The 21316-nt window shown below is 64.8% G+C and carries 23 protein-coding genes and 1 tRNA gene; 18 read left to right on the top strand and 6 right to left on the bottom strand.

What is annotated here, in order from left to right:
• Window positions 1-92: 92 nt before the first annotated feature.
• Window positions 93-290, bottom strand: coding sequence for a hypothetical protein (locus tag EB233_RS03900; protein ID WP_013892036.1), 198 nt, complete (start codon window positions 288-290; stop codon window positions 93-95).
• Window positions 291-371: 81 nt separating this feature from the next.
• Window positions 372-1457, bottom strand: a complete 1086-nt coding sequence (gene hrcA / locus EB233_RS03895) for a heat-inducible transcriptional repressor HrcA (RefSeq protein WP_027055570.1) — start codon at window positions 1455-1457, stop codon at window positions 372-374.
• 177 nt (window positions 1458-1634) lie between these two features.
• Here hrcA and rph point away from each other — a divergent pair, with 177 nt between their 5' ends.
• The 5 genes from rph (at window position 1635) to EB233_RS03870 (ending at window position 5093) form a co-directional block, all read left to right on the top strand.
• Complete coding sequence (gene rph, locus EB233_RS03890) at window positions 1635-2351, top strand: ribonuclease PH (RefSeq protein WP_064990011.1); 717 nt, start codon at window positions 1635-1637, stop codon at window positions 2349-2351.
• Window positions 2352-2534: 183 nt separating this feature from the next.
• Window positions 2535-2945 (top strand): VOC family protein, encoded by a 411-nt coding sequence (locus tag EB233_RS03885; protein ID WP_064990012.1) that lies wholly within the window; start codon window positions 2535-2537, stop codon window positions 2943-2945.
• Window positions 2945-3592, top strand: a complete 648-nt coding sequence (gene rdgB, locus EB233_RS03880; protein ID WP_064990013.1) for an RdgB/HAM1 family non-canonical purine NTP pyrophosphatase — start codon at window positions 2945-2947, stop codon at window positions 3590-3592. The genes EB233_RS03885 and rdgB overlap by 1 nt, the downstream gene beginning before the upstream one ends.
• Before the next feature lie 11 nt (window positions 3593-3603).
• Window positions 3604-4767 (top strand): radical SAM family heme chaperone HemW, encoded by a 1164-nt coding sequence (hemW, locus tag EB233_RS03875; RefSeq protein ID WP_081294122.1) that lies wholly within the window; start codon window positions 3604-3606, stop codon window positions 4765-4767.
• Between the two features lie 2 nt (window positions 4768-4769).
• Window positions 4770-5093 carry a low molecular weight protein tyrosine phosphatase family protein gene (locus tag EB233_RS03870; protein ID WP_064990015.1) on the top strand — a complete coding sequence of 108 codons (324 nt, stop codon included), beginning with the start codon at window positions 4770-4772 and terminating at the stop codon, window positions 5091-5093.
• On the opposite strand, the gene EB233_RS03865 is transcribed toward EB233_RS03870, so the two are convergent.
• The 3 genes from EB233_RS03865 to EB233_RS03855 form a co-directional block, all read right to left on the bottom strand.
• A complete protein-coding gene (locus EB233_RS03865; RefSeq protein ID WP_155765365.1) occupies window positions 5035-5643 on the bottom strand; it encodes a hypothetical protein in 609 nt (202 codons plus the stop codon). The two genes, EB233_RS03870 and EB233_RS03865, sit on opposite strands and share 59 nt — an antisense overlap.
• A 64-nt stretch (window positions 5644-5707) precedes the next feature.
• A complete protein-coding gene (locus EB233_RS03860; RefSeq protein WP_027055576.1) occupies window positions 5708-5896 on the bottom strand; it encodes a hypothetical protein in 189 nt (62 codons plus the stop codon).
• A 7-nt stretch (window positions 5897-5903) separates the two neighbouring features.
• Window positions 5904-6089: a hypothetical protein gene (locus EB233_RS03855; RefSeq protein ID WP_064990016.1), complete on the bottom strand. Its 186-nt coding sequence runs from the start codon at window positions 6087-6089 to the stop codon at window positions 5904-5906.
• 509 nt (window positions 6090-6598) lie between these two features.
• On the opposite strand from EB233_RS03855, the gene EB233_RS03850 reads away from it, so the two are divergent.
• The 3 genes from EB233_RS03850 to EB233_RS03840 all read left to right on the top strand — a co-directional run bounded on the left by EB233_RS03850 (window position 6599) and on the right by EB233_RS03840 (window position 9076).
• Window positions 6599-7630, top strand: coding sequence for a formyltransferase family protein (locus EB233_RS03850; RefSeq protein WP_064990017.1), 1032 nt, complete (start codon window positions 6599-6601; stop codon window positions 7628-7630).
• A gap of 78 nt (window positions 7631-7708) precedes the next feature.
• On the top strand, window positions 7709-8620 hold the full coding sequence (gene rsmI, locus EB233_RS03845) for a 16S rRNA (cytidine(1402)-2'-O)-methyltransferase (protein WP_064990018.1): 912 nt from the start codon (window positions 7709-7711) through the stop codon (window positions 8618-8620).
• Window positions 8621-8698: 78 nt separating this feature from the next.
• Window positions 8699-9076, top strand: coding sequence for a YraN family protein (locus EB233_RS03840; RefSeq protein WP_064990672.1), 378 nt, complete (start codon window positions 8699-8701; stop codon window positions 9074-9076).
• Window positions 9077-9324: 248 nt separating this feature from the next.
• Here the strand turns inward: EB233_RS03840 and EB233_RS03835 are convergent, their stop codons facing one another.
• Window positions 9325-10131, bottom strand: a complete 807-nt coding sequence (locus EB233_RS03835; protein ID WP_064990019.1) for an undecaprenyl-diphosphate phosphatase — start codon at window positions 10129-10131, stop codon at window positions 9325-9327.
• 169 nt (window positions 10132-10300) lie between these two features.
• On the opposite strand from EB233_RS03835, the gene EB233_RS03830 reads away from it, so the two are divergent.
• The 10 genes from EB233_RS03830 (at window position 10301) to EB233_RS03785 (ending at window position 21309) form a co-directional block, all read left to right on the top strand.
• Window positions 10301-10993 carry a glutathione S-transferase family protein gene (locus EB233_RS03830; protein ID WP_027055582.1) on the top strand — a complete coding sequence of 231 codons (693 nt, stop codon included), beginning with the start codon at window positions 10301-10303 and terminating at the stop codon, window positions 10991-10993.
• 16 nt (window positions 10994-11009) lie between these two features.
• Window positions 11010-12185, top strand: a complete 1176-nt coding sequence (gene queG, locus EB233_RS03825; RefSeq protein ID WP_244277697.1) for a tRNA epoxyqueuosine(34) reductase QueG — start codon at window positions 11010-11012, stop codon at window positions 12183-12185.
• Complete coding sequence (locus tag EB233_RS03820) at window positions 12182-13081, top strand: SDR family oxidoreductase (protein WP_064990020.1); 900 nt, start codon at window positions 12182-12184, stop codon at window positions 13079-13081. The genes queG and EB233_RS03820 overlap by 4 nt, the downstream gene beginning before the upstream one ends.
• Before the next feature lie 150 nt (window positions 13082-13231).
• On the top strand, window positions 13232-14323 hold the full coding sequence (gene mepA, locus EB233_RS03815) for a penicillin-insensitive murein endopeptidase (RefSeq protein ID WP_064990021.1): 1092 nt from the start codon (window positions 13232-13234) through the stop codon (window positions 14321-14323).
• A gap of 174 nt (window positions 14324-14497) precedes the next feature.
• The gene (locus EB233_RS03810; protein WP_064990022.1) at window positions 14498-15517 is read left to right on the top strand and encodes a glucokinase; all 1020 of its coding nucleotides are present in this window, start codon (window positions 14498-14500) and stop codon (window positions 15515-15517) included.
• A gap of 164 nt (window positions 15518-15681) precedes the next feature.
• Window positions 15682-17541: an ABC transporter ATP-binding protein gene (locus EB233_RS03805; protein ID WP_081294124.1), complete on the top strand. Its 1860-nt coding sequence runs from the start codon at window positions 15682-15684 to the stop codon at window positions 17539-17541.
• Window positions 17538-18359, top strand: coding sequence for a 4-hydroxy-tetrahydrodipicolinate reductase (dapB, locus tag EB233_RS03800; RefSeq protein WP_064990024.1), 822 nt, complete (start codon window positions 17538-17540; stop codon window positions 18357-18359). Before EB233_RS03805 ends, dapB begins: the two co-directional genes overlap by 4 nt.
• 48 nt (window positions 18360-18407) lie before the next feature.
• Window positions 18408-19028, top strand: a complete 621-nt coding sequence (locus EB233_RS03795; protein WP_056573951.1) for a 2,3-bisphosphoglycerate-dependent phosphoglycerate mutase — start codon at window positions 18408-18410, stop codon at window positions 19026-19028.
• 150 nt (window positions 19029-19178) lie between these two features.
• Window positions 19179-19263: transfer RNA gene (locus tag EB233_RS03790), tRNA-Leu, on the top strand.
• Window positions 19264-19569: 306 nt separating this feature from the next.
• Complete coding sequence (locus EB233_RS03785; protein ID WP_064990025.1) at window positions 19570-21309, top strand: FAD-dependent oxidoreductase; 1740 nt, start codon at window positions 19570-19572, stop codon at window positions 21307-21309.
• Window positions 21310-21316 lie beyond the last annotated feature (7 nt).

Genomic DNA, 21316 nt, shown 5'->3' with positions numbered 1-21316 from the left:
AGTCCTCCATCTGGTCGCGAAGGAAACCAACGGCCGGCTCGTCCCCTGGTTCCGCCACGCACGATGAGCTGGAAGCGAAGTCCGGTCCCGGCCTATGTTCCGGCGGCGTAGAAATCGTCGTCGAGGCGTTTTTCCAGTGCGACGAGATCGGCCGGCAACGGCAGGCCCATGGCGCGCATTTCCCGCAGCTTTTCGCGCAGCTGTTCCTGAATCTCGTGCTGGTCTTCCGGCTGGTTGACCATCTCCTCGAGCAGCAGGCTGATCCGGGCCTTGAATTCTTCGAGCGCCATTCTTTTTCTCCTCGGTAGCCTGTTCTTCGGAAGCGCAGTAGGCCGCCGTTTGCAGGCAGCATCGCCTGAATATCAATACACCTAGCGAAGCATGCGCGATATCAGCTGCGCGGTGTAGTCGACCATCGGCACGATGCGGGCGTAGTTGAGCCGGGTCGGGCCGATGACGCCGAGCGCGCCGACGACGCGGGCATCCTTGTCGCGATAGGGCGCCACCACCAGCGACGAGCCCGACAGCGAAAACAGCTTGTTTTCCGAGCCGATGAAGATGCGCACGCCCGACCCCTGCTCGGCGAGGTCAAGCAGCTGGATCAGCCCGTCCTGCGTTTCCATGTCCTCGAACAGATGCCGCAGCAGTTCGATGTCGGCCTGGGCGGTGACGTTTTCGAGCAGGTTGGCGCGGCCGCGCACGATCAGCCGCGCCGGCAGGCCGCTTTCGGCACCCGCCCACACGGCCAGTCCCTTCTCGACGAGGTCCTGCGACAGCGTGTCCAGCGCCGCTCTCGTCTCTTCCTTGATGCGCGCGATCTCGGTGCGCGCCTCGGCCAGCGTGCGGCCGCGAATATGGGCGTTGAGGAAATTCGAGGCCTCGTGCAGTTGCGACACGGTGATGCCGGCGGGCAGCTCGACGACGCGGTTCTCGACGTCGCCATTCTGCGACACCAGCACGGCCAGCGCCTTTGTCGGCTCAAGCTGGATGAATTCGATATGCTTCAGCGCCACCTCGTTCTTGGCGGCCAGCACCAGGCCGGCGCCGCGCGACATACCCGATAGCATCTGGCTGGCCTCGGTCAGCATGTGCTCCAGCGTCGCGCCCGAGCCGGAGGCCCGCACCTGCGCCTCGATGGTGCGGCGCTCTTCATCCGAGAGATCGCCGAGTTCCATGAAGGCATCGACGAAGAAGCGCAGCCCGGCCTGCGTCGGCAGCCGGCCGGCCGAGATGTGCGGCGCGTAGATCAGCCCGAGGTGCTCGAGGTCGCTCATCACATTGCGGATGGTGGCCGGCGACAGCGAGGAAGGCAGGATGCGCGACAGGCTGCGAGACCCCACCGGCTCGCCATCCCTGAGATAGGAATCGACGATGCGCCGGAAGATGTCGCGTGAGCGCATATCCAGCGATTGAAGAGCGGGCGACAACAAACTGGGTTCGGCGACTGCTTTGGTCATGCGGCCAAAAACCTCCAGCCCAAGGATATAGACACACACTAGGCCCGCGCAACCCGGTGCCGCGCTTGCGGTCACCGGTGCCGCGTCGCGGCCGTCAGGCCATTTTCCTTTGCGCCATGCGCTTCGTGGGGCTACAAGCCGGCCACGATTCCGAAAAATGACTGGAAAGAAGCCTGAATGCGCCCCTCCAAACGCCAATTCGACGAAATGCGTGCCATCTCCTTCGAGCGCGGCGTCTCCAAGCATGCCGAAGGCTCGTGCCTGGTGAAGTTCGGCGACACCCATGTCCTGTGCACCGCGAGCCTGGAGGAGAAGGTGCCCGGCTGGATGCGCAATTCCGGCAAGGGCTGGGTGACGGCCGAATATGGCATGCTGCCGCGCTCGACCGGCGAGCGCATGCGCCGCGAGGCCTCCGCCGGCAAGCAGGGCGGCCGCACGCTGGAAATCCAGCGCCTCATCGGCCGCTCGCTGCGTGCCGTGGTCGACCTGCAGGCGCTGGGCGAGCAGCAGATCACCGTCGATTGCGATGTCATCCAGGCCGATGGCGGCACCCGTACCGCCTCGATCACCGGCGGCTGGGTGGCGCTGCATGACTGCCTGCGCTGGATGGAAGCGCGGCAGATGGCCAGTGTTTCGAAAGTGCTGAAGGACCATGTCGCGGCGATTTCCTGCGGCATCCATGATGGCCAGCCGGTCATCGACCTCGATTATCTCGAGGATTCCTCGGCCGGCACCGACGCCAATTTCGTCATGACCGGCAAGGGCGGCATCGTCGAGATCCAGGGCACCGCCGAGGGCGAGCCTTTTTCAGAAGCGCAGTTCGCGGAATTGATGGGCCTCGCCAAGAAAGGCATTTCGCGGCTGGTCAGCCTGCAGCAGATGGCGGTGGCGTAATTTCGAAATGCCGAGCTTGAGCGCCCCCCTCTGTCCTGCCGGACATCTCCCCCACAAGGGGGGAGATTGGCAGTTTTGGCGCCCCGCTCAATCCCGCAACGCAAATGATTGGCGAAAGCCTCGATGGCCGCTGATCTCCCCCCTTGTGGGGGAGATGCCCGGCAGGGCAGAGGGGGGCGCCTCGTGATACCCTCCGCTATTCTGGAATCCGCTCTCTACGTCACCGATCTGGTGGTCGCCGAAGCCTTCTACACCGACATCCTCGGCCTCACCCTCCTCGGCAAGGTCGAAGGCCGCCACCTGTTCTTCCGCTGCGGGCAGGGCGTGCTGCTCATCTTCAACGCCGAGGCAACCAAAATACCACCGGCGCCCGATGCCCGGCTGAAAGTGCCGCCGCATGGCACGGTCGGCGAGGGGCATCTCTGCTTTGCGGCGACCGCCGACGAGCTCGCCGGCTGGAAGGCGCATCTCGTAGCGAAGAAGATCGCCATCGAAAGCGAATTCGAATGGCCGCAAGGCGGCCGTTCGCTCTATATACGCGACCCCTCGGGCAATTCGATCGAGTTCGCCGAGCCGAGAATCTGGGGCCTTTGATGCATACTCTCGATGGCAAGAAGATCGTCGTCGCCAGCCACAATGCTGGCAAGCTGCGCGAATTCGCGGATTTGATGGGACCGTTCGGCTTTGAGGCGAAATCGGCCAAGGACTATGGCCTGTCCGAGCCGGACGAAACCGGCACCACTTTCGAGGAAAACGCCTACATCAAGGCATTTGCCGCTGCCACGGCCACCGGCCTGCCGGCGCTGTCGGACGATTCCGGTCTCTGCGTCGATGCGCTCGACGGCGCGCCGGGCGTCTACACCGCCAACTGGGCCGAAACCCCAGATGGATCACGCGATTTCGCCATGGCCATGCAGCGAACCGAAGTGGCACTGCAGGAGGTCAACGCCGCCACGCCAGAGCAGCGCAAGGGCCGCTTTGTCGCCGTCATCTGCCTCGCCTTCCCCGACGGCGAGGCGGAATATTATCGCGGCGAGGCCGAAGGCACGCTGGTGTGGCCGCCGCGCGGCGAGCTCGGCTTCGGCTATGATCCGGTGTTCTTGCCGGACGGTTTCGAAAAGACCTTCGGCGAGATGAGCGCCGAGGAAAAGCACGGCTGGAAGCCTGGACAGCCGACCGCGCTGTCGCACCGCGCCCGCGCCTTCCAGAAATTCGCCAAAGCGAGATTGGGCTCGCCATGACTGGACCTGGCATGACCATGCCACTGGACCGCAGCCCCGGCTTCGGCGTCTACGTCCATTGGCCGTTCTGCGCGGCCAAATGCCCCTATTGCGACTTCAACAGCCATGTCCGCCACCAACCGGTCGACCAGGAGCGCTTTGCCGCCGCCTTCGAGGCGGAACTGGCGACCATGCGCCAGCGCACCGGGCCGCGCGAGGTGACCAGCATTTTTCTCGGCGGCGGCACGCCGTCGCTGATGAAGCCGGAAACCGTGGCCACGGTTCTGGACGCCGTGGCGAAGAACTGGACCGTGCCCGACGGCATCGAGGTGACGCTGGAGGCCAACCCGTCCTCGGTCGAGGCCGAACGCTTTCGCGGCTATCGGGCGGCGGGTGTCAACCGCGTCTCGCTTGGCGTGCAGGCACTGAACGACAAGGATTTGCGCTTCCTCGGCCGCCTGCACAATGTCGACGAAGCGCTGCACGCCATCGGTCTGGCCCGGGAAATCTTTCCGCGCCTGTCCTTCGACCTGATCTATGCGCGGCCCGGCCAGACGCCGGAGGCTTGGGCAGCGGAACTCGAACAGGCGATCGGCCATGCCGCCGACCATCTGTCGCTCTACCAGCTGACCATCGAGGAAGGCACGCCCTTCCACGCGCTGCACGCGGCGAAGAAGTTCGTCATTCCCGACAATGATCACGCCGCCGATCTCTATGCGTTGACGCAGGAGATCACCGCGTCGCATGGCCTGCCGGCCTACGAGATTTCCAACCACGCCAAGCCAGGCGCCGAGAGCCGTCACAATCTGACCTACTGGCGCTATGGGGAATATGTCGGCGTCGGCCCCGGCGCGCATGGCCGCTTCGTCGAGCATGGCCGCCGCACGGTCACCATCGCCGAAAGGATGCCGGAAACCTGGGCCAATCTCGTCGAGGCCAAGGGCCATGGCGTCACCGGCGGCGAGATCCTGACCCGCTCGGAAGAGGCAGACGAATTCCTGCTGATGGGGTTGCGGCTCGCCGAAGGCATCGACCTCCAGCGCTACGAGGCGTATTCCGGCCGCGGCCTGTCGAGCGCGCGGCTGTCGGTGCTACAGGGCGAGGGGCTGGTGGCGCCGATCGGCAATGCGCGGCTGCGCGCCACGCCTGCAGGCATGATCGTGCTCGACGCCGTGGTGGCGGACCTGGCGCGGTAACCTTGAAAAACATCCTCTTCGTCTGCAGCCAGAACCGCTTGCGCAGCCCGACCGCCGAGCAGGTGTTTTCAACGCGCCGGGATATCGAGGTCGCATCGGCGGGAACCAACCACGATGCCGACACGCCGCTGACGCATCAGCTGGTCGCCTGGGCCGACATCATCTTCGTCATGGAAAAGGTGCACCGCACCAAATTGCAGAAGAAATTCAAGACGAGCTTGAACAAAGCCCGGATCATCTGCCTCGATATACCGGATAGCTACGAATTCATGGATTTGGAGCTGATTGAGCGCCTGAAGGCGAGCGTTTCGCGCTATCTCGGGTGACAGATGGCTTGTCGCGCGCGCTTCGCAATGAAGCGTCGGCCACCGCGCAATCTGGACCCGAGTCGACTTCAAAGAAGAAATCCTGATGGTGAAAATCGCCGCCGTCCTCCCAGGATTGTTGGGTGAGGCCACAGCCTGCGTAGGAAAACGCGTCGATCTTTGTGGCCCGCGGCGCCTGGATCCATCGTTCGCCGACTTTATGGAACATGTAGTGCGATGTGGCTGGATCGTCTGAACGCATATGCAAGTGGATGCCTGTCATCGCGAATTGCGGATCAATGTCCAGTTGCAGATAGGCAGCGGAGAGACCTTGGACGGTTATCCAGTCCCGGCTGGAAACAGGCTGGTTGATCGCCGGGTAGCGAATTCTCGCGAATTCCCGTTCCTCGGTTTCGCCGACCCGCACCCCTCGAAGCGAAAGCGTCTTGCCAAAGAGGCCACTGGCCGCCGTCGCCCTGAACTTGAGGGCTTGAGGAGGCTGATAAAGAGCCAGCCTGTGTGTTGTTCCTTGTATCGGCCGCGGACGTGAAGGCGACGAGGCCGACCGCAAGGGCCAACACTCGCGGACTAATCAGCTCGTCAGTCGCGATGCGCTTCAATTTTGGGCGATCTCGTCAGGCGTCGTGCTTGAAACGGCGCTTGCCGCGATCCTTCTCGGCATGTGCCTGTCCGTTCCGGGCCGTTTTGGCGTCGGCCTTTTCGCGGCGAACGCTGTGCTGGTCGTTCATCGGATGCGGCGGCACGCCTTCCCTGGCGCTTTTCGTTTCAAGACGGGTGATGAAGATATCGAAGCGATTGGGCATCGTCCGGTCAGTGCTCCGTCGTGCTTTGTGGTTCGTTGTCGCAAAGCCTGACATTCGTCGGCAGGGCGGTCGTCGCCCGCTCGGTCAGGCTGGTGTCGGTCTTGGCGGTCAAGCGCTTGTCCCTAGGGGCGGCAACGCGCTTGCGGCCGGCACAGTAAGGTTCGAAAGCGTCCTGTATCTTGAGACTGTCCATCCTGCCTCCCGGGGGAATCAGGGGCTAAATCTGCCAATGACGGTTTCGTTCCCCACTGTGGCAAAGGAATGGCGGGTTTTTCACATCGTGACCGGGGGCGGGAGGACCGATCGTAAGGTTGCCGATGAGCTGGGCCGAAGTCCCGCCATGCATCGAAGCTCTGCTCGACAAACAAAAAGCCCGCCGGACGGACCCAGCGGGCTTCGGTATCACCAAACCGACCTCAGATCAGAGCGTCTTGGACATAGTAGCGGCGGCGACAGCCGACAGCCGCTCTCTCTTAACCAGCACAGGCTTCTCGTAGATTTTCTTCATGGCATATATTCCCGCTTTCCCTCAATGATAGAAAATGACGTGCGTCGTCTCATCTTGTCAAGTCGCAGCGACACCCGGAGCGCGCGGCGGCGGATATTTCCGGCGAAACCGAGAGCTTTTTGGTTGCGGGCCAAGGACAACCGCCGCACTGCTGTTTCTTTGCTTCGTGCAATGATGGCGAAGGGCTCGATAGGATGGAGCAGCCTCCCTCTACATCGACTGGAATTGGTGATGTCGGCCAGAATGAACCGATCACGGCAGTTTTCCTGCTGAACATCGATAGGCATACCGGCCCGCTGCTTGCCGGATGGGTGGAATCCGGCAACCGGATCGGCGCCATCGTCGTGCCGGGCTTCCGGCGCCGGCCGACGAGCTTCAGCGTTGGCAACGTCCGACGAAGGCTGCAGCGCAAGCGTCTGCTCAAACGATACCTGGGTAATTCCGAGGTCAGGCTGATCGAATTCGGCAAGCCGTATGACTGGGACGCACTTCGGCGCCAATTGTCCGGCATCGACGCCGACGTGCTGATCTCATACGCGTTCCCTATCCTGCTTCCGCAAGACGTGCTTGCCGGGTTTCGCAAGGGCGGGCTCAATCTTCATCCGGCGCTGCTTCCCAATTACCGTGGTCCGCACCCTGTCCATCGCCTGGTCGTCGACGGCCAGCATGCGGTTCATGGCGGGGTGACGTTGCACAGGATGTCGGCAGGCTACGACGAGGGTGACATTCTGGCCCAGGTGGCCTTTTCGGAAGCGGACTGGGTGTCGAGACAGAGCCTGGCTCATAGCACCGCAACCGCTTTCAGCATGCTTGTGAGCGGTGCGGTGCCGGCCTATTGCCGAGGCGCCGTGTCGGGGATGCCGCAACCGGCGGGTGAATTCATCTGGGCCGAACTTGAGCCAGCCCATATGATAGTACTTCCGACAATGCCGATCGAGCACGTTGCACGGCTATGGCGCCTATTGGGGACGGTGCCCGGCATCTATCTTTCGATGGCCGGCGGCAACGTCAGGCTCGGTTTCCAGATACGAAGGTTGGGGCCCCCGACAGGACAGGCTCCGATCAGGCGATGGGCCCGGGTCGAGTTTGACCTCGCCGACGGCCGGGTTGTCCATTGGAAGTACAGCCGGCTGCTGAAACGACTGGCCAAGGTGCGCGGCCTGCTCGCACCCGCCAGGGTCGCGGAACCGCATCTTGAAATGCGGCTCTTCGGCCGATCGGAGTGAGCTTTTGCAAGGCAGCGCCAGCCATGCCAAACAAGGGTTTGGCAGGCCAAACAGGGTTTGGCAGACCGGACAGGCTGAATGGAGACGGCATCAGTGACGGATGAGACGGGCAAGCGCAGCTATGTGGTCGGGCAGACCGAGATTTCGGCCCGCCCACTGGAGCCGGCGCTCTATCTGGTGGCCACCCCGATCGGCAATCTCGCCGACATCACGCTGCGCGCGTTGGAAACGCTGGCCGCCGCCGACATCGTCGCCTGCGAGGACACGCGGGTGTCGCGTGTGCTGCTCGACCGCTACGGCATCCGTCGCCGCACCACGGCCTATCACGAGCACAATGCCGGCGAGGCCGGGCCGAAGCTGATCGCAGCGCTTCAGGCCGGACAAAGCGTGGCGCTGATCTCCGATGCTGGCACGCCACTGGTCTCCGATCCCGGCTACCGGCTGGTCGGCGAGGCGCTCGACCAGGGCATTCGCGTCGTGCCGATCCCCGGCCCATCGGCGCCGCTTGCCGCGCTGACCGCATCTGGCCTGCCATCGGACGCCTTCCTGTTCGCCGGGTTCCTGCCGGTGAAGGTTGGCCAGCGGCTGACGCGGCTGGAAGCGCTGAAAGCCGTGCCGGCAACGCTGATCTTCTTCGAATCGCCGCGCCGGCTGGCCGAATCCCTTGCCGCCATGGTCGAGGCGCTCGGCGGCGAGCGAAAGGCCGCGATCGGCCGGGAGTTGACCAAGACCTTCGAGGAGATGCGCACCGGCACGCTGCAGGCGCTCGCCGACCATTATGCGGCGGCCGATACGCCGAAGGGCGAGATCGTCGTCTGCGTCGGCCCCGCCGAGGCTAGGGCAGACGAGCCGGAAGACATCGACCGGCTGCTCTTGTCGCTCGCCGCCGAAATGCCGGCCTCCAAGGCGGCGGCGGAAGCCGCGAAAATGACTGGCGGGCAGAAGCAGGCGCTCTACCGGCGATTGCTGGTGCTCAAGGACGGACCATGATCCCGAAAAGTGGAAACCAGTTTTCTCGGACAAATGGTTCCGTTTGTCCAAAGATCATGGTCAAACAAGGAAAAGTCGGTGGCTGAGCGCCCGAGCGCCAGCCGCCAGAAGGCCTACCGGCGCGGCCATCGCGGCGAATGGCTGGCCGCGATGGCGCTGATGCTGAAGGGTTACCGCATCCTGGCGCGCCGCCATCGCACCCGTTTCGGCGAAATCGACCTGATCGCGCGGCGCGGCGATCTGGTGCTGTTCGTCGAGGTCAAGGCGCGGCGCACGCTGATGGAAGCGATGGAGGCGATCGGCCACGAATCGGAGCGCCGCATCGAGGCGGCCGCCGACATCTGGCTGTCGCGCCAGCCGGATTATGGGAAGTTGTCGATGCGTTTCGACATGGTCGCCGTGCTGCCGTGGCACTGGCCGGTGCATGTCGAGAACGCGTTTTATGGGCGGAATTAAGCTCGTTGCCGGAGGCAATCCATTTGTCGAGGTTAGCGCTGCCCCTCATCTCCCTGCCGGGCACTTCTCCCCGTGTAGTGACGGGGAGAAGGAGGCTGCCGCACCCTTGGCGCCTATCCTGCAACGTTGGTGGTTGGCGAAACCGGCGGTGACGGCGCCCCTCTCCCCGTCACTATACGGGGAGAGGGTGCCAGCAGGCAGGTGAGGGGCGGCGCTGACGTTCGGGGAAACCGAACCGGTCGATGCGCTCACCCCCAGACCATCAGCGCCACCAGACCGACAATTCCCACCACCAGCCGCCACCAGCCGAACAGCGAGTAGCCGTTGCGCGAGACGTAATCGAGCAGGTAGCGCACCACGACCAGTGCCGTGATGAAGGCGGCGACGAAGCCGATGGCGATGATCGGCAGGTCGGCCGTGGTCAGCACGTTGCGGTTCTTGAACAGGTCGAAGGCGAAGGCGCCGACCATGGTCGGGATGGCGAGGAAGAAGGAAAATTCCGCCGCGGCCCGCTTGTCGACGCCCAGAAGCAGCGCGCCGACGATGGTCGAGCCGGAGCGCGACGTGCCGGGGATCAGCGACAGGCACTGGAACAGGCCGATCTGCAGGTAAAGCCTGGTCGGGAAGCGCTCGACGTCGCGATAGACCGGCTTGAGGTTCATGCGGTCGACCGCCAAGAGCACGACGCCGCCGATGATCAGCATGATGCAGATCAGCCTTGGCGATTCGAACAGCACCGTCTTGATGAAATCATGCGCCAGCGCGCCGATGATCGCCGCCGGCAGGAAGGCGATCAGGATGCCGATGACGAAATGCCGCGTCAGCCGGTCATGCGGCAGGTCGAGCAGCATCTGCCACAGGCGCCGGAAATAGACGCTCAAGATCGCCAGGATGGCGCCGAGCTGGATCAGGATCTCGAAGGCCTTGCCGGTCGAATGGAAGCCGAGGAAATGGCCGGCGAGCAGGATATGGCCGGTCGACGACACCGGTATGAACTCGGTCAGCCCCTCCAGCAGGCCGAGTAGCAGGGCTTCGACGATGGTCTGGCTTTCCATGGCTACCTCGGCTTTGCGCGACGGCTAACAGAACGGCTTGCTTGTCATGGCGTTGAAGTCCCCCTATAGGTCGCAACACCCTGACGGCCCGCTAACCGGGCGGCCAAGACTTACCGGTGCGCCCGGCGATTCGCCAGTCCACACTCGTGCGCTTTATCATCGCGGAACCATGCTGACGCTTTTCCACCATCCCATGTTCGCCACCTGCCGCTTCGTCCGCCTTGCCTTTGGCGAGTATGGCGAGGAACTGGCGCTGATCGAGGAAAAGCCGTGGACACGGCGCAAGGAGTTTCTGGCGCTCAACCCGGCCGGCACGCTGCCGATCCTGCTCGCCGAAGGCGACGTGCCGATCGTCGGTGCGACCGTCATTGCCGAATATCTCGACGAGACGCGCGGCGTCTTGAAGCGCGACAAACGTCTCTTCGCCGAGGATCCGATGCAGCGCGCCGAAATCCGCCGGCTGACCGACTGGTACCTCAACAAGGCCGAGAGCGAAGTTACCCGCCACCTGGTGCGCGAACGCGTGCTGAAGCCGGTCATGCCGGAGACGGCGGGCGGCGGTTCACCCGATTCGGGCGCGATCCGCGCCGCGCGCGCCAACATCCGCCAGCATATGAAATACACCAACTGGCTGGCCGGCACCCGCCACTGGCTGGCCGGCGGCAGGGTCACCTATGCCGATCTGGCGGCCGCCGCGACGCTGTCGGTGCTCGACTATCTCGGCGAGATCGACTGGCGCGAACACGCCGCGGCGCGCGAATGGTACACAAGGGTCAAGTCGCGGCCCTCCTTCCGGCCGCTCCTGACCGACCGCGTACGCGGCCTGTCGCCGGTGTCGCATTATGCGGACCTCGACTTCTAAAGCATGATCCGGAAAAGTGGCCCCGGTTTTCCGAAAAGATCATGCTGAAATAGAAAGAGCCGCGAAGCTGCGCGCGCTGATCGACGCGGAGGCGCATCGCGCCGGCTTCGACGCCATAGCGGTCACCGCTCCCGATGCGATCCCGCTGGCGCCGGCGCGCCTGGCCGAATTCGTCGCCGACGGGTTTCACGGCTCGATGGACTGGATCGCCGAGACGATTGCGCGACGTAGCGCGCCCTCCACGCTCTGGCCCGACGTGCACTCGATCATCGTGCTGGCGATGAATTACGGCCCCGACCATGATCCGCGCGATCTGCTGGCCAAGCGGGATCGCGGCGCCATCTCGGTCTACGCGAAAAACCGCGACTATCACGAGGTGATGAAGGGTCGGCTGAAGGAAATCGCCGGCAAGATCGTCGCGCGGGCGGGCGGCGACGTGAAAGTCTTCGTCGACACGGCGCCGGTGATGGAAAAGCCTTTGGCCGAGGCCGCCGGGCTCGGCTGGCAGGGCAAGCACACCAATCTGGTCAGTCGCGACCACGGCTCCTGGCTGTTCCTCGGCACCATCTTCACCACGGCAGAACTTGCGCCCGATCGCGCCGAGATCGACCATTGCGGCTCCTGCCGCGCCTGCCTCGATGCCTGTCCGACCGACGCCTTCCCGGCGCCCTACAGGCTGGATGCGCGGCGCTGCATTTCTTACCTGACCATCGAGAACAAAGGGCCGATTCCGCATGAATTCCGCGAAAAGATCGGCAACCGCATCTACGGCTGCGACGATTGCCTGGCCGCTTGCCCCTGGAACAAGTTCGCCCGGGCCGCATCCGAGGCAAAACTCGCCGCGCGCGACGATTTGCGCGAGCCGGCGCTCGCCGATCTCTTGCGTCTGGACGACGCGGCCTTCCGCGCCTTGTTTTCCGGTTCGCCGATAAAGCGCATCGGCCGCGACCGCTTCGTCCGCAACGTGCTGATCGCCGCCGGCAATTCCGGCGAGCCGGCGTTGGCCGACACGGTGCGTTCCTTGCTCGGCGACGCCTCGCCGCTGGTGCGGGGCGCGGCAATATGGGCGCTGGCGCGGCTGGTGCCGGATGCCGAATATTCCGAGCGGGCCGAAATCGGCCTGAAGACCGAGAGAGATGCGGCGGTGCGTGACGAATGGCGTCTGGCACAGCCAGACAGGGCACATGCATGAGCGAAAAGCACATCGTCATCTTCGGCGCGGGCTATTCAGGCAAGGCCTTTTCCCGCGCCAGCAAGGGTGCCGCTGAAATCCTTGGCACGACGCGTTCCGAGCAAAAATTCGCATCGCTGCGCCAGGCCGGCATCGCCCCGCTGCTGTTCGATGGCGCGTTGACGGACGAAATCGGCGAGGCGCTGCGAAAGGCCACGCATCTGGTGATGTCTGTCGCCCCGGAAGAGGCCGGCGATCCCGTGCTGAATGCCGCCCGGGAGGCCATCACGGGGATGCCGGCGCTCGAATGGATCGGCTATCTTTCGACCGTCGGCGTTTATGGCGACTATCAGGGTGCCTGGGTCGACGAAACGGCGGCGTGCCGGCCGGTGTCGAAACGCTCCGTCATGCGGGTCGAGGCGGAGCAGGCGTGGCTGAAGCTCGGCGAACAGATCGACCGGCCGGTGGCGATCCTGCGCCTGTCCGGCATCTATGGCCCGGGCCGCAACGCCTTGGTCAATCTGGAAAACGGCACGGCAAGGCGGCTGGTCAAGGCCGGCCAGGTGTTCAACCGCATCCATTGCGACGATATTGCCGGCGCTCTCTGGCAGCTTGTCGAAGCCAGCAAAGGCGGCATTTTCAACGTCACCGACGATGAGCCGGCGCCGCCGCAGGATGTCGTCGCCTATGCCGCGTCGCTGATGGGCGTCGAGCCGCCGCCGGAAATTCCTTTCGACACCGCCCAACTTTCGCCCATGGCGCGGTCCTTCTATGGCGAGAACAAGCGTGTCGCCAATGCGGCGATCAAGGCGACGGGCTATCGTTTTCGCTTCCCGGACTACCGCGCCGCCTTTGATAAGATGTGGGCAAGCGGCGACTGGCGCGACGGCGAGGCGCGCAGCCCGATGAGGGGCTAAGGCAATTCCAGGAAAAGTGCGACACGGTTTTCCCTCAGGAATTGCATCAAAAAATGAGCTGGAGCGGTCACTGTTTCACCAGAACGGGGACCGCTCTGGCGATCGAAGCGTGGTATGATTCGGGCGGTTGGAGGCGCGGGGGTGCGGTTCATGAAATCATCGGCGCGATCACTTTCCGGCAGAAATGCGTTGCTGGCGGCAGCACTTGGGCTTTTCGCCCTGGCCGGCCTGACGGCCCAGCCGGCAACGGCCGAGGAACGCGCGAAAGACCTGTTCGGCGCTGAAAAACTGCCGACCGCGACCGCCCCGCAATCCTTCGGCTTCTATTCCAAGGGCTGCTTTGCCGGCGGTGTCGCCATCCCCATGGACGGCCCGACCTGGCAGGTCATGCGGCCATCGCGCAACCGCCGCTGGGGCCATCCGGCGCTGATCGCGCTGATCGAAAGGCTGTCGCGCGATGCGGTCGCCGACGGCTGGCCGGGCCTCCTGATCGGCGACATCGCCCAGCCACGCGGCGGCCCGATGCTGACCGGCCACGCCTCGCACCAGATCGGCCTCGATGCCGACATCTGGCTGACGCCGATGCCTGACCGCACCATGACCAGGGCGCAGCGCGAATCGATGAGCGCCACCTTGATGGTCGACGAGAAGACGCATCTGGTGAAGGACGCGCTGTGGACGCCGCAGCATACGGCGCTGCTGAAGCGCGCCGCGAGCTACCCGCAAGTCGAGCGCATCCTGGTCAATCCCGGCATCAAGAAAAAGCTCTGCGACACCGTCAAGGGCGACCGCACCTGGCTGCGCAAGATCCGGCCGTTCTGGGGTCACGACTATCATTTCCACATGCGCATCGGCTGCCAGCCGGGCTCGCCCGACTGCAAGGGGCAGGAAGCGACGCCGGATGATGACGGCTGCGGCAAGCCGCTGGCCTGGTGGTTCACCGAGGAGCCCTGGCGGCCCAACAAGAACCCGGATGCGCCGAAGGCCCGCGACGTGATGACGATGGCCAACCTGCCCAAGGAATGCCGCGCCGTGCTCGACGCGCCGGGGCCGCCCTCGGCCGAGGCCGCGACCTATCGCGGCGGCGCCGTGCCGGTCGCGGTGGCAGGGCCCGAACCGGAAACGCCGTCGCAGCCTGCCCCCACGGCCAGTGACGGTGATCTGCCAGGCGCGGCAAATGCTTTCGCGGCAACGCCCAGAATGGGCGCGCCCGTTCCCCGGCCACGGCCGCCGGTGAACTGATTGCCAGCGGGTCATTTCCTGCGTCCAAAGATTGCCGCAGACGAGCCGATCGCCGAAGCCGGCGCGGCGCCTGCGCTTGAAAACTGGCACTGAAGCGGCTTTCCCTTTGTAGGGCCATGCGCTAGTCAACGACCGGGCGGTGAGAGGCTGCCGAAAACAAGGCGGACGAAGAGCATGGCAGGCGAAGACGAGACGTCCTTGCGGTTTCCGATCCTGATCGGCGACATTGGCGGCACCAATGCGCGCTTCTCGATCGTGCTCGACGCCAATTCCGAACCGACCGAGCCGCAGATCGTCCAGACCGCCAATTTCAACACCATCGACGAGGCGATCCAGGCGGCGGTGCTCGACCGCTCGTCGGTGCGCCCCAATTCGGCGGTGCTGGCGGTGGCCGGTCCGGTGGACGGCGACGAGATCGAACTCACCAACTGCCCGTGGGTGGTCAAGCCTAGGCAGATGTTTGCGAGCCTCGGCCTGCGCGACATCGTCGTGCTCAACGATTTCGAGGCGCAGGCGCTGGCCGTCGTAGCGCTCGGCGAAGAGCATATGGAAAAGATCGGCGGCGGCACGCCGGAACCCAATGCCGGGCGCGTGGTGCTCGGGCCCGGCACCGGTCTCGGCGTCGCCGGTCTGGTCCATGCGCTGCGCCGCTGGATTCCGGTGCCCGGTGAGGGCGGCCATATGGACATCGGCCCGCGTACGCCACGCGATTTCGAGGTTTTCCCGCATATCGAGAAGCTCGAGGGCCGCATTTCCGGCGAGCAGATCCTGTGCGGGCGCGGCCTCGTCAACGTCTACAGGGCGGTGGCGCGGGCGGACGGCAAGCCGTCGCCCTTCACCACGCCGGCCGAGATCACCGGCGCGGCATTGGCCAAGACCGATCCGGTGGCTGAGGAAGCGCTCGAAATCTTCGTCACCTGCCTTGGGCGCACCGCCGGCGACCTGGCCCTGGTGTTCATGAGCCGTGGTGGCGTGTTCTTGACCGGCGGCATCGCGCAGAAGATCGTACCGGCGCTGAAGGAGGGCAATTTCCGCGCCGCCTTCGAGGACAAGGCGCCGCACAGCGCGCTGATGCGCACCATGCCGGTCTATGTCATCACCCATCCGCTGGCCGCGCTTCTCGGCCTTGCCGCCTATGCGAGGAACCCGTCGCTGTTCGGCGTCCAGACGGCGGGCCGGCGCTGGCAGGCCTAGCTCTTCGTCTGGAAGCGCCTATATGCGCTCCAGGCCGGCGCGCCTGAGCCCCCGTGACGAAGTTAATCAGCCATGGGCATAGGCAATGCGGCTGCATGACGTTAAGAGGGGTGCCGAATTTACAGCCCGGTCCCACGAGGCGGAAACCACAAAGCGCTCCCGATTTGACACTTCAAGCTCCAAACAAACAAAAAGCCCGGCCCGGCGAGGTCACAGCGGTGCTCCGCCGCATCCTCGCTGAAAACGGCAATGAGTATCGCTGGACCTATGTCGTTGCCGTCTCTTGCCTGCTGATCGTTTCCGGCACCACTGCCTTCACGGCGTGGATCATGGCCCCGATGATCAACCAGATCTTCTACGAACGGCGCGGCGATATGCTCTGGTTGATCTGCGCCGGTTTCATGGGAGCCTCCCTGCTGCGCGGCTTCGCCGGTTACGGCCAGGCAGTCGCGTTGGCCAGTATCGGCAACAATTTGGTCGCGCGCTACCAGAAGCGCAGCTTCGACCATCTGATGAAGCTCGGTGTCGATTTCTTCAACGATACACGTTCCGGCCGGCTGGCGGCACAGGTCAGCGAGAATGTCGGCGGCGTTCGCGATCTGCTGTCGCTGACACTGACCTCGATCAGCCGCGACGCGGTCACGCTGGTCGCCCTCGTCGGCGTCATGATCTACCAGGATCCGGTGTTGTCGCTCAGCTCGCTGTTGATCGGCCCTCCGCTGATCTGGGCCGTCGTCTACATCACCCGCCGACTGCGGCGTATCAACCGGGATTCCGTGCTGATCAATTCGCGGCTGAACGGGTCCGTGCAGGAGGCCACGCAAGGCATCGCTATCGTCAAGGCCTTCACCCTGGAGGCCGAGCTGGCCCGCCGCATCGGCATCATGGCGGATACGGCCGAGCAGCGTAACAACAAGATTGCCCGCGTCTCGGAGCGGCTGTCGCCGATTTCCGAGATACTTGGCGGTCTCGCCGTTACCTCTGTGCTTGCCTATTCCGGCTACCGGGCGCTGTATCTTGGGCAGCCCCCTGGTGCGGTCTTTTCCTTCATCACCGCGCTGATCATGGCCTATGACCCGGCAAGACGCCTGGCGCGCACACAGGTGGGCATGGAACGTGCGCTGGTCAACGCCCGCATGATCTACGAGTTGCTCGACCTGGAGCCGAAACAGGGCGACGCGCCCGATGCCGTCGAGGCCAGGATCACCACCGGCGAGGTGCGCTTCGACAATGTGACGTTCGGCTATAGCGCCGACATGCCGGTGCTGAGGGATCTGAGCTTTACCGCCGCCGCCGGCAAGGTGACGGCGATCGTCGGTGCGTCGGGCGCCGGCAAGTCGACGCTGGTGGCGCTCTTGCAGCGCTTCTACGACGTCGACCAGGGCAGCATCGCGGTCGATGGCCAGGACATCTCGAAGGTGACCAAGCATTCGCTGCGGCAGTCGATCGCCTATGTGGCGCAGGCGCCTTATCTGTTCGAGGGCACGATCCGCGACAACATCCGCTACGGCCGCCTGTCGGCAACGGACGCCGAAATCGAGCAGGCGGCGAAACAGGCGGCAGCAGACGAGTTCATCCGCCAGCAGCCGCAAGGTTACGATACGCCGGTCGGCGAAGGCGGCTCGACCCTTTCCGGCGGCCAGCGCCAGCGCGTCTCGATCGCCCGCGCCATCGTGCGCCAGGCGCCGATCCTGCTGCTCGACGAGGCGACATCGGCGCTCGACAACGAGGCGGAGGCCCGCGTCCAGGAAGCGCTGACCCATGTCATGCAAGGCCGCACCACCATCGTCATAGCGCATCGGTTGTCGACGGTGGTCAATGCCGACCACATCATCGTGCTGGAAGAGGGACGTTTGGTCGAGCAAGGCACGCATGCCGCGCTGATGGCCAACCCACATAGCGTTTATGCCCGCTTCCATCGCATCCAGGGCAAGAAGGGGCTGGGGCTTGTCGATGACAGCAAGCCGATCCAAACTCCGGTCCGGACCACGCGCGCGAAGAAGACTGCGGTGAGGAGCACATGAGCGAAACAGGCGATATGGGCTTGGTGGTGGTGGGTGCGGCCGGCCGCATGGGCCAGACGCTGATCCGCGCCATCCACACCATCCCGGGCGCCCGCGTCATCGGCGCGGTCGAGCGCGCGGATTCGCCCCATCTGGGCAGGGATGCAGGAGAACTCGCCGGCGTCGGCCGCATCGACGTGGCGATATCGGATGATCCGCTGCCGGTCTTCGCCAAGGCCGACGGCGTGCTCGATTTCACCACGCCGGCCTCGACGGTCGAATTCGCCGGCTACGCGGCGCAGGCGCGCATCGTCCATGTCATCGGCACGACCGGCTGTTCGGCTGACGACAACGCCAGGATCGCCGCCGCCGCGCGCCACGCGACCATCGTCAAGTCGGGCAATATGAGCCTCGGCGTCAATCTGCTGGCGGTGCTGGTCGAACAGGCGGCGCGCGCGCTCGACGCCGGTGATTTCGACATCGAGATCCTCGAAATGCACCACAAGCACAAGGTCGACGCGCCGTCGGGCACTGCACTTCTGCTCGGCGAGGCCGCCGCCACCGGGCGCGGTATCGCGCTGGCCGGCAACGACGTGCGTTCACGCGACGGCCATACGGGCGTACGAAGAGAAGGCTCGATCGGCTTTGCCACGCTGCGCGGCGGCTCGGTGGTCGGCGATCACAGCATCATCCTGGCCGGCACCGGCGAACGCATCACGCTGTCCCACCATGCCGAGGACCGCGCCATCTTCGCCCGCGGCGCCGTCAAGGCGGCGCTTTGGGGGCGTGGCAGGAAGCCCGGCCTTTACTCAATGCGGGACGTGCTCGGCCTGAGCTGAGGCCGCCAACCCGCCAATTACCAATCTGCCAACCTGATGGGAGCAAAAATGTCGAGAACTCTCGTGCTCGTGCGCCACGGCCAGAGCGAATGGAACCTGAAGAACCTGTTCACCGGCTGGCGCGATGTCGACCTGACGGAGCAGGGCCACGCCGAGGCCAAGGCCGCCGGCCAAAAGCTCAAGGCGCGCGGGCTGAAGTTCGACATCGCCTTCACTTCGGCGTTGATCCGGGCGCAGAAAACCTGCCAGCACATTCTCGACGCGGTCGGCCAGAGCGACCTGAAGACCATCCGCGATCAGGCGCTCAACGAGCGCGACTATGGCGACCTCTCGGGCCTCAACAAGGACGACGCCCGCAAGAAATGGGGCGAGGAGCAGGTGCATGTCTGGCGCCGCTCCTACGACGTGCCGCCGCCCGGCGGCGAGAGCCTGAAGGACACCGGCGCTCGCGTCTGGCCCTATTATCTGCATGACATGCAGTCGCACGTGCTGCGCGGCGGCACCGTGCTGGTCGCCGCCCACGGCAATTCGCTGCGCGCGCTGATCATGGCGCTGGACGGCAAGTCGGGCGAGGAGATCGTCAAGCTGGAACTCGGCACCGGCGTGCCGGTCATCTACCAGCTCAACGCCGATTCGACCGTGGCGTCGAAGGAAGTGCTGGAGGGTTGAGAGCGTTCCTCTCCCCGTCACTATACGGGTAGAGAATGCCGGCAGGCAGGTGAGGGACGGCGCCAACGCCCGAAACTGAGCCGACGAGCGGCAGCCCCGAAAAAAAGCGCGTTGACAGCCATCGCTTGCCCGCTTATTGAGCCCGCACCAGCCCAGATGGCGGAATTGGTAGACGCGCACGGTTCAGGTCCGTGTTCCGCAAGGAGTGGAGGTTCGAGTCCTCTTCTGGGCACCATTTTTTCCCGACTACCAACGGGATTGGCGAGTTCCTTCTTATAAAAGCTGACCACGGATTTCGTCATCCCAGGGCGAAGCAGGAGCGAAGCTCCGTCGCGGAGAACCTGCGATCCATTCCGTGACTTTGCAGCGCTGCCACGGTGCAGAATTCTGCTCGCTGCATTCGTTGGCTAACGTCGCGGCATGGATTCGAGCGTCAAGCCCGGGGATGGCGACCTCGAGGAACGCGTCCACAACCTCCCCTCCTGGCCAGTCCCCTCACAAATCGCTTCAAACCGGCCGCCCACTTCGCTACGCTCCACTCATGTCTCAATCCGCCACAGCAATCTTCGGCGCTCGTCGCGACCAGGCCTTTCCCACGCTGGGCGAGGCGGACATCGAGCGCATGCGCCGGTTCGGCGAAGCCAGCGCCTACGGGGCCGGCGAGCACATCATCAAGGCCGGCGATGTCGCGCCCGGCCTGATCGTCGTCCTGTCGGGCAAGGTCGATATTACCCAAGACGGGCTCGGCCGGCGCGAGACGATCGTCAGCCATGGCCCCGGCAGCTTCGTCGGCGAGCTGGCGCAGCTTTCGGCACGGCCCTCACTGGTCAATGCCGAGGCCGCCGAGCCGGTCGGGGCCTTCGTCATCCCCTCGCGGCGGGTGCGCGACCTGATGGTGCAGGAGGCCAATCTCGGCGAACGCATCATGCGGGCGCTGATCCTGCGCCGTGTCGGGCTGCTCGAAAGCGCCACCAGCGGGCCGATCATCATCGGGCCATCCGGCAATGCCGACGTGCTGCGGCTGCAAGGCTTCCTGGCCCGCAGCGGCCAGCCGCACCGCGTGCTCGATTCCGGCAGCGACCCCTGCGCCAAAACCCTGGTCGAGCGTTTCGATGTCGACCCGCACCATCTGCCGGTCGTGCTGTGCCCGAACGGCAGGCTGCTGCTCAATCCAGGCGAGAAGGACCTCGCCCGCTGCATCGGCCTGCTCAGGCCGATCGATGCCGATACGCTGTATGACGTCGCCATTGTCGGCGCCGGCCCGGCGGGGTTGGCGGCGGCGGTCTATGCGGCGTCCGAAGGGCTGTCGACCATCGTGCTCGATTGCCGGGCCTTCGGCGGCCAGGCCGGCGCCTCCTCGCGCATCGAGAACTATCTCGGTTTCCCCACCGGCATCACCGGCATGGCGCTGATGGCGCGCGCCTACAACCAGGCGCAGAAATTCGGCGTCGAAATGGTAATCCCGGACGAGGCGAAGCTTTTGAGCGCGGCGACCGACAATTCAGGCGCGCGCTATCTGCTCGATGTCGGCGATGGCGAGACGGTGCGCACGCGCAGCGTGGTGATCGCCAGCGGCGCGCGCTACCGCCGCCTCGACGTCGCCAACCTGTCGCGGTTCGAGGGAACCTCGGTGCATTATTGGGCCTCCCCCATCGAAGGCCGGCTTTGCGCGAGCCAAGAAGTGGCGCTGGTCGGCGCCGGCAATTCGGCCGGGCAAGCGGCGGTCTATCTCGCCAGCCAGGCGCGCAAGGTGGCGCTGCTGGCTCGCGGCGGCAGCCTCGATGCCTCGATGTCGCGCTATCTGGTCGAGCGCATCAAGGCGCAGCCGAACATCGAGGTGCTGACCGAGACCGAAATCGAGGCGCTGGACGGCGAAGAGGGTAATCTCGCCACTGTCCGCTGGCGCAACCGCATCAGCGGCGAAGAAACGACACGGCCAATCCGCCATCTTTTCCTATTTATCGGCGCCGATCCGAACACCGACTGGCTGGCGCACTGCAACGTGGCGCTGGATGCCAAGGGGTTCGTCCGCACCGGATCGGAGCTGGGGCCGGACCGCGGTTTCATGGAGACCAGCCGCAGCGGCGTGTTCGCCATCGGCGACGTGCGTTGCGGCTCAGTGAAGCGCGTCGCCGCGGCGGTCGGCGAGGGCGCCCAGGTGGTCGCGGCCTTGCATGCTTATCTGGCGCAAGACGGCGGCCAGACCGCCGCGCTTCAAAGCATGATCCCGAAAAGTGGGGACCGGTTTTCGGAAAAAGATCATGCTTCAACAGAGAGATAGTTTCAGG

It is taken from the genome of Mesorhizobium erdmanii (assembly GCF_013170725.1).
In the GTDB taxonomy this organism is placed as follows: Bacteria; Pseudomonadota; Alphaproteobacteria; order Rhizobiales; family Rhizobiaceae; genus Mesorhizobium; species Mesorhizobium erdmanii.
Note: the sequence above shows the minus strand (reverse complement) of the source record. Positions and strands in the feature narration are given on the sequence as shown.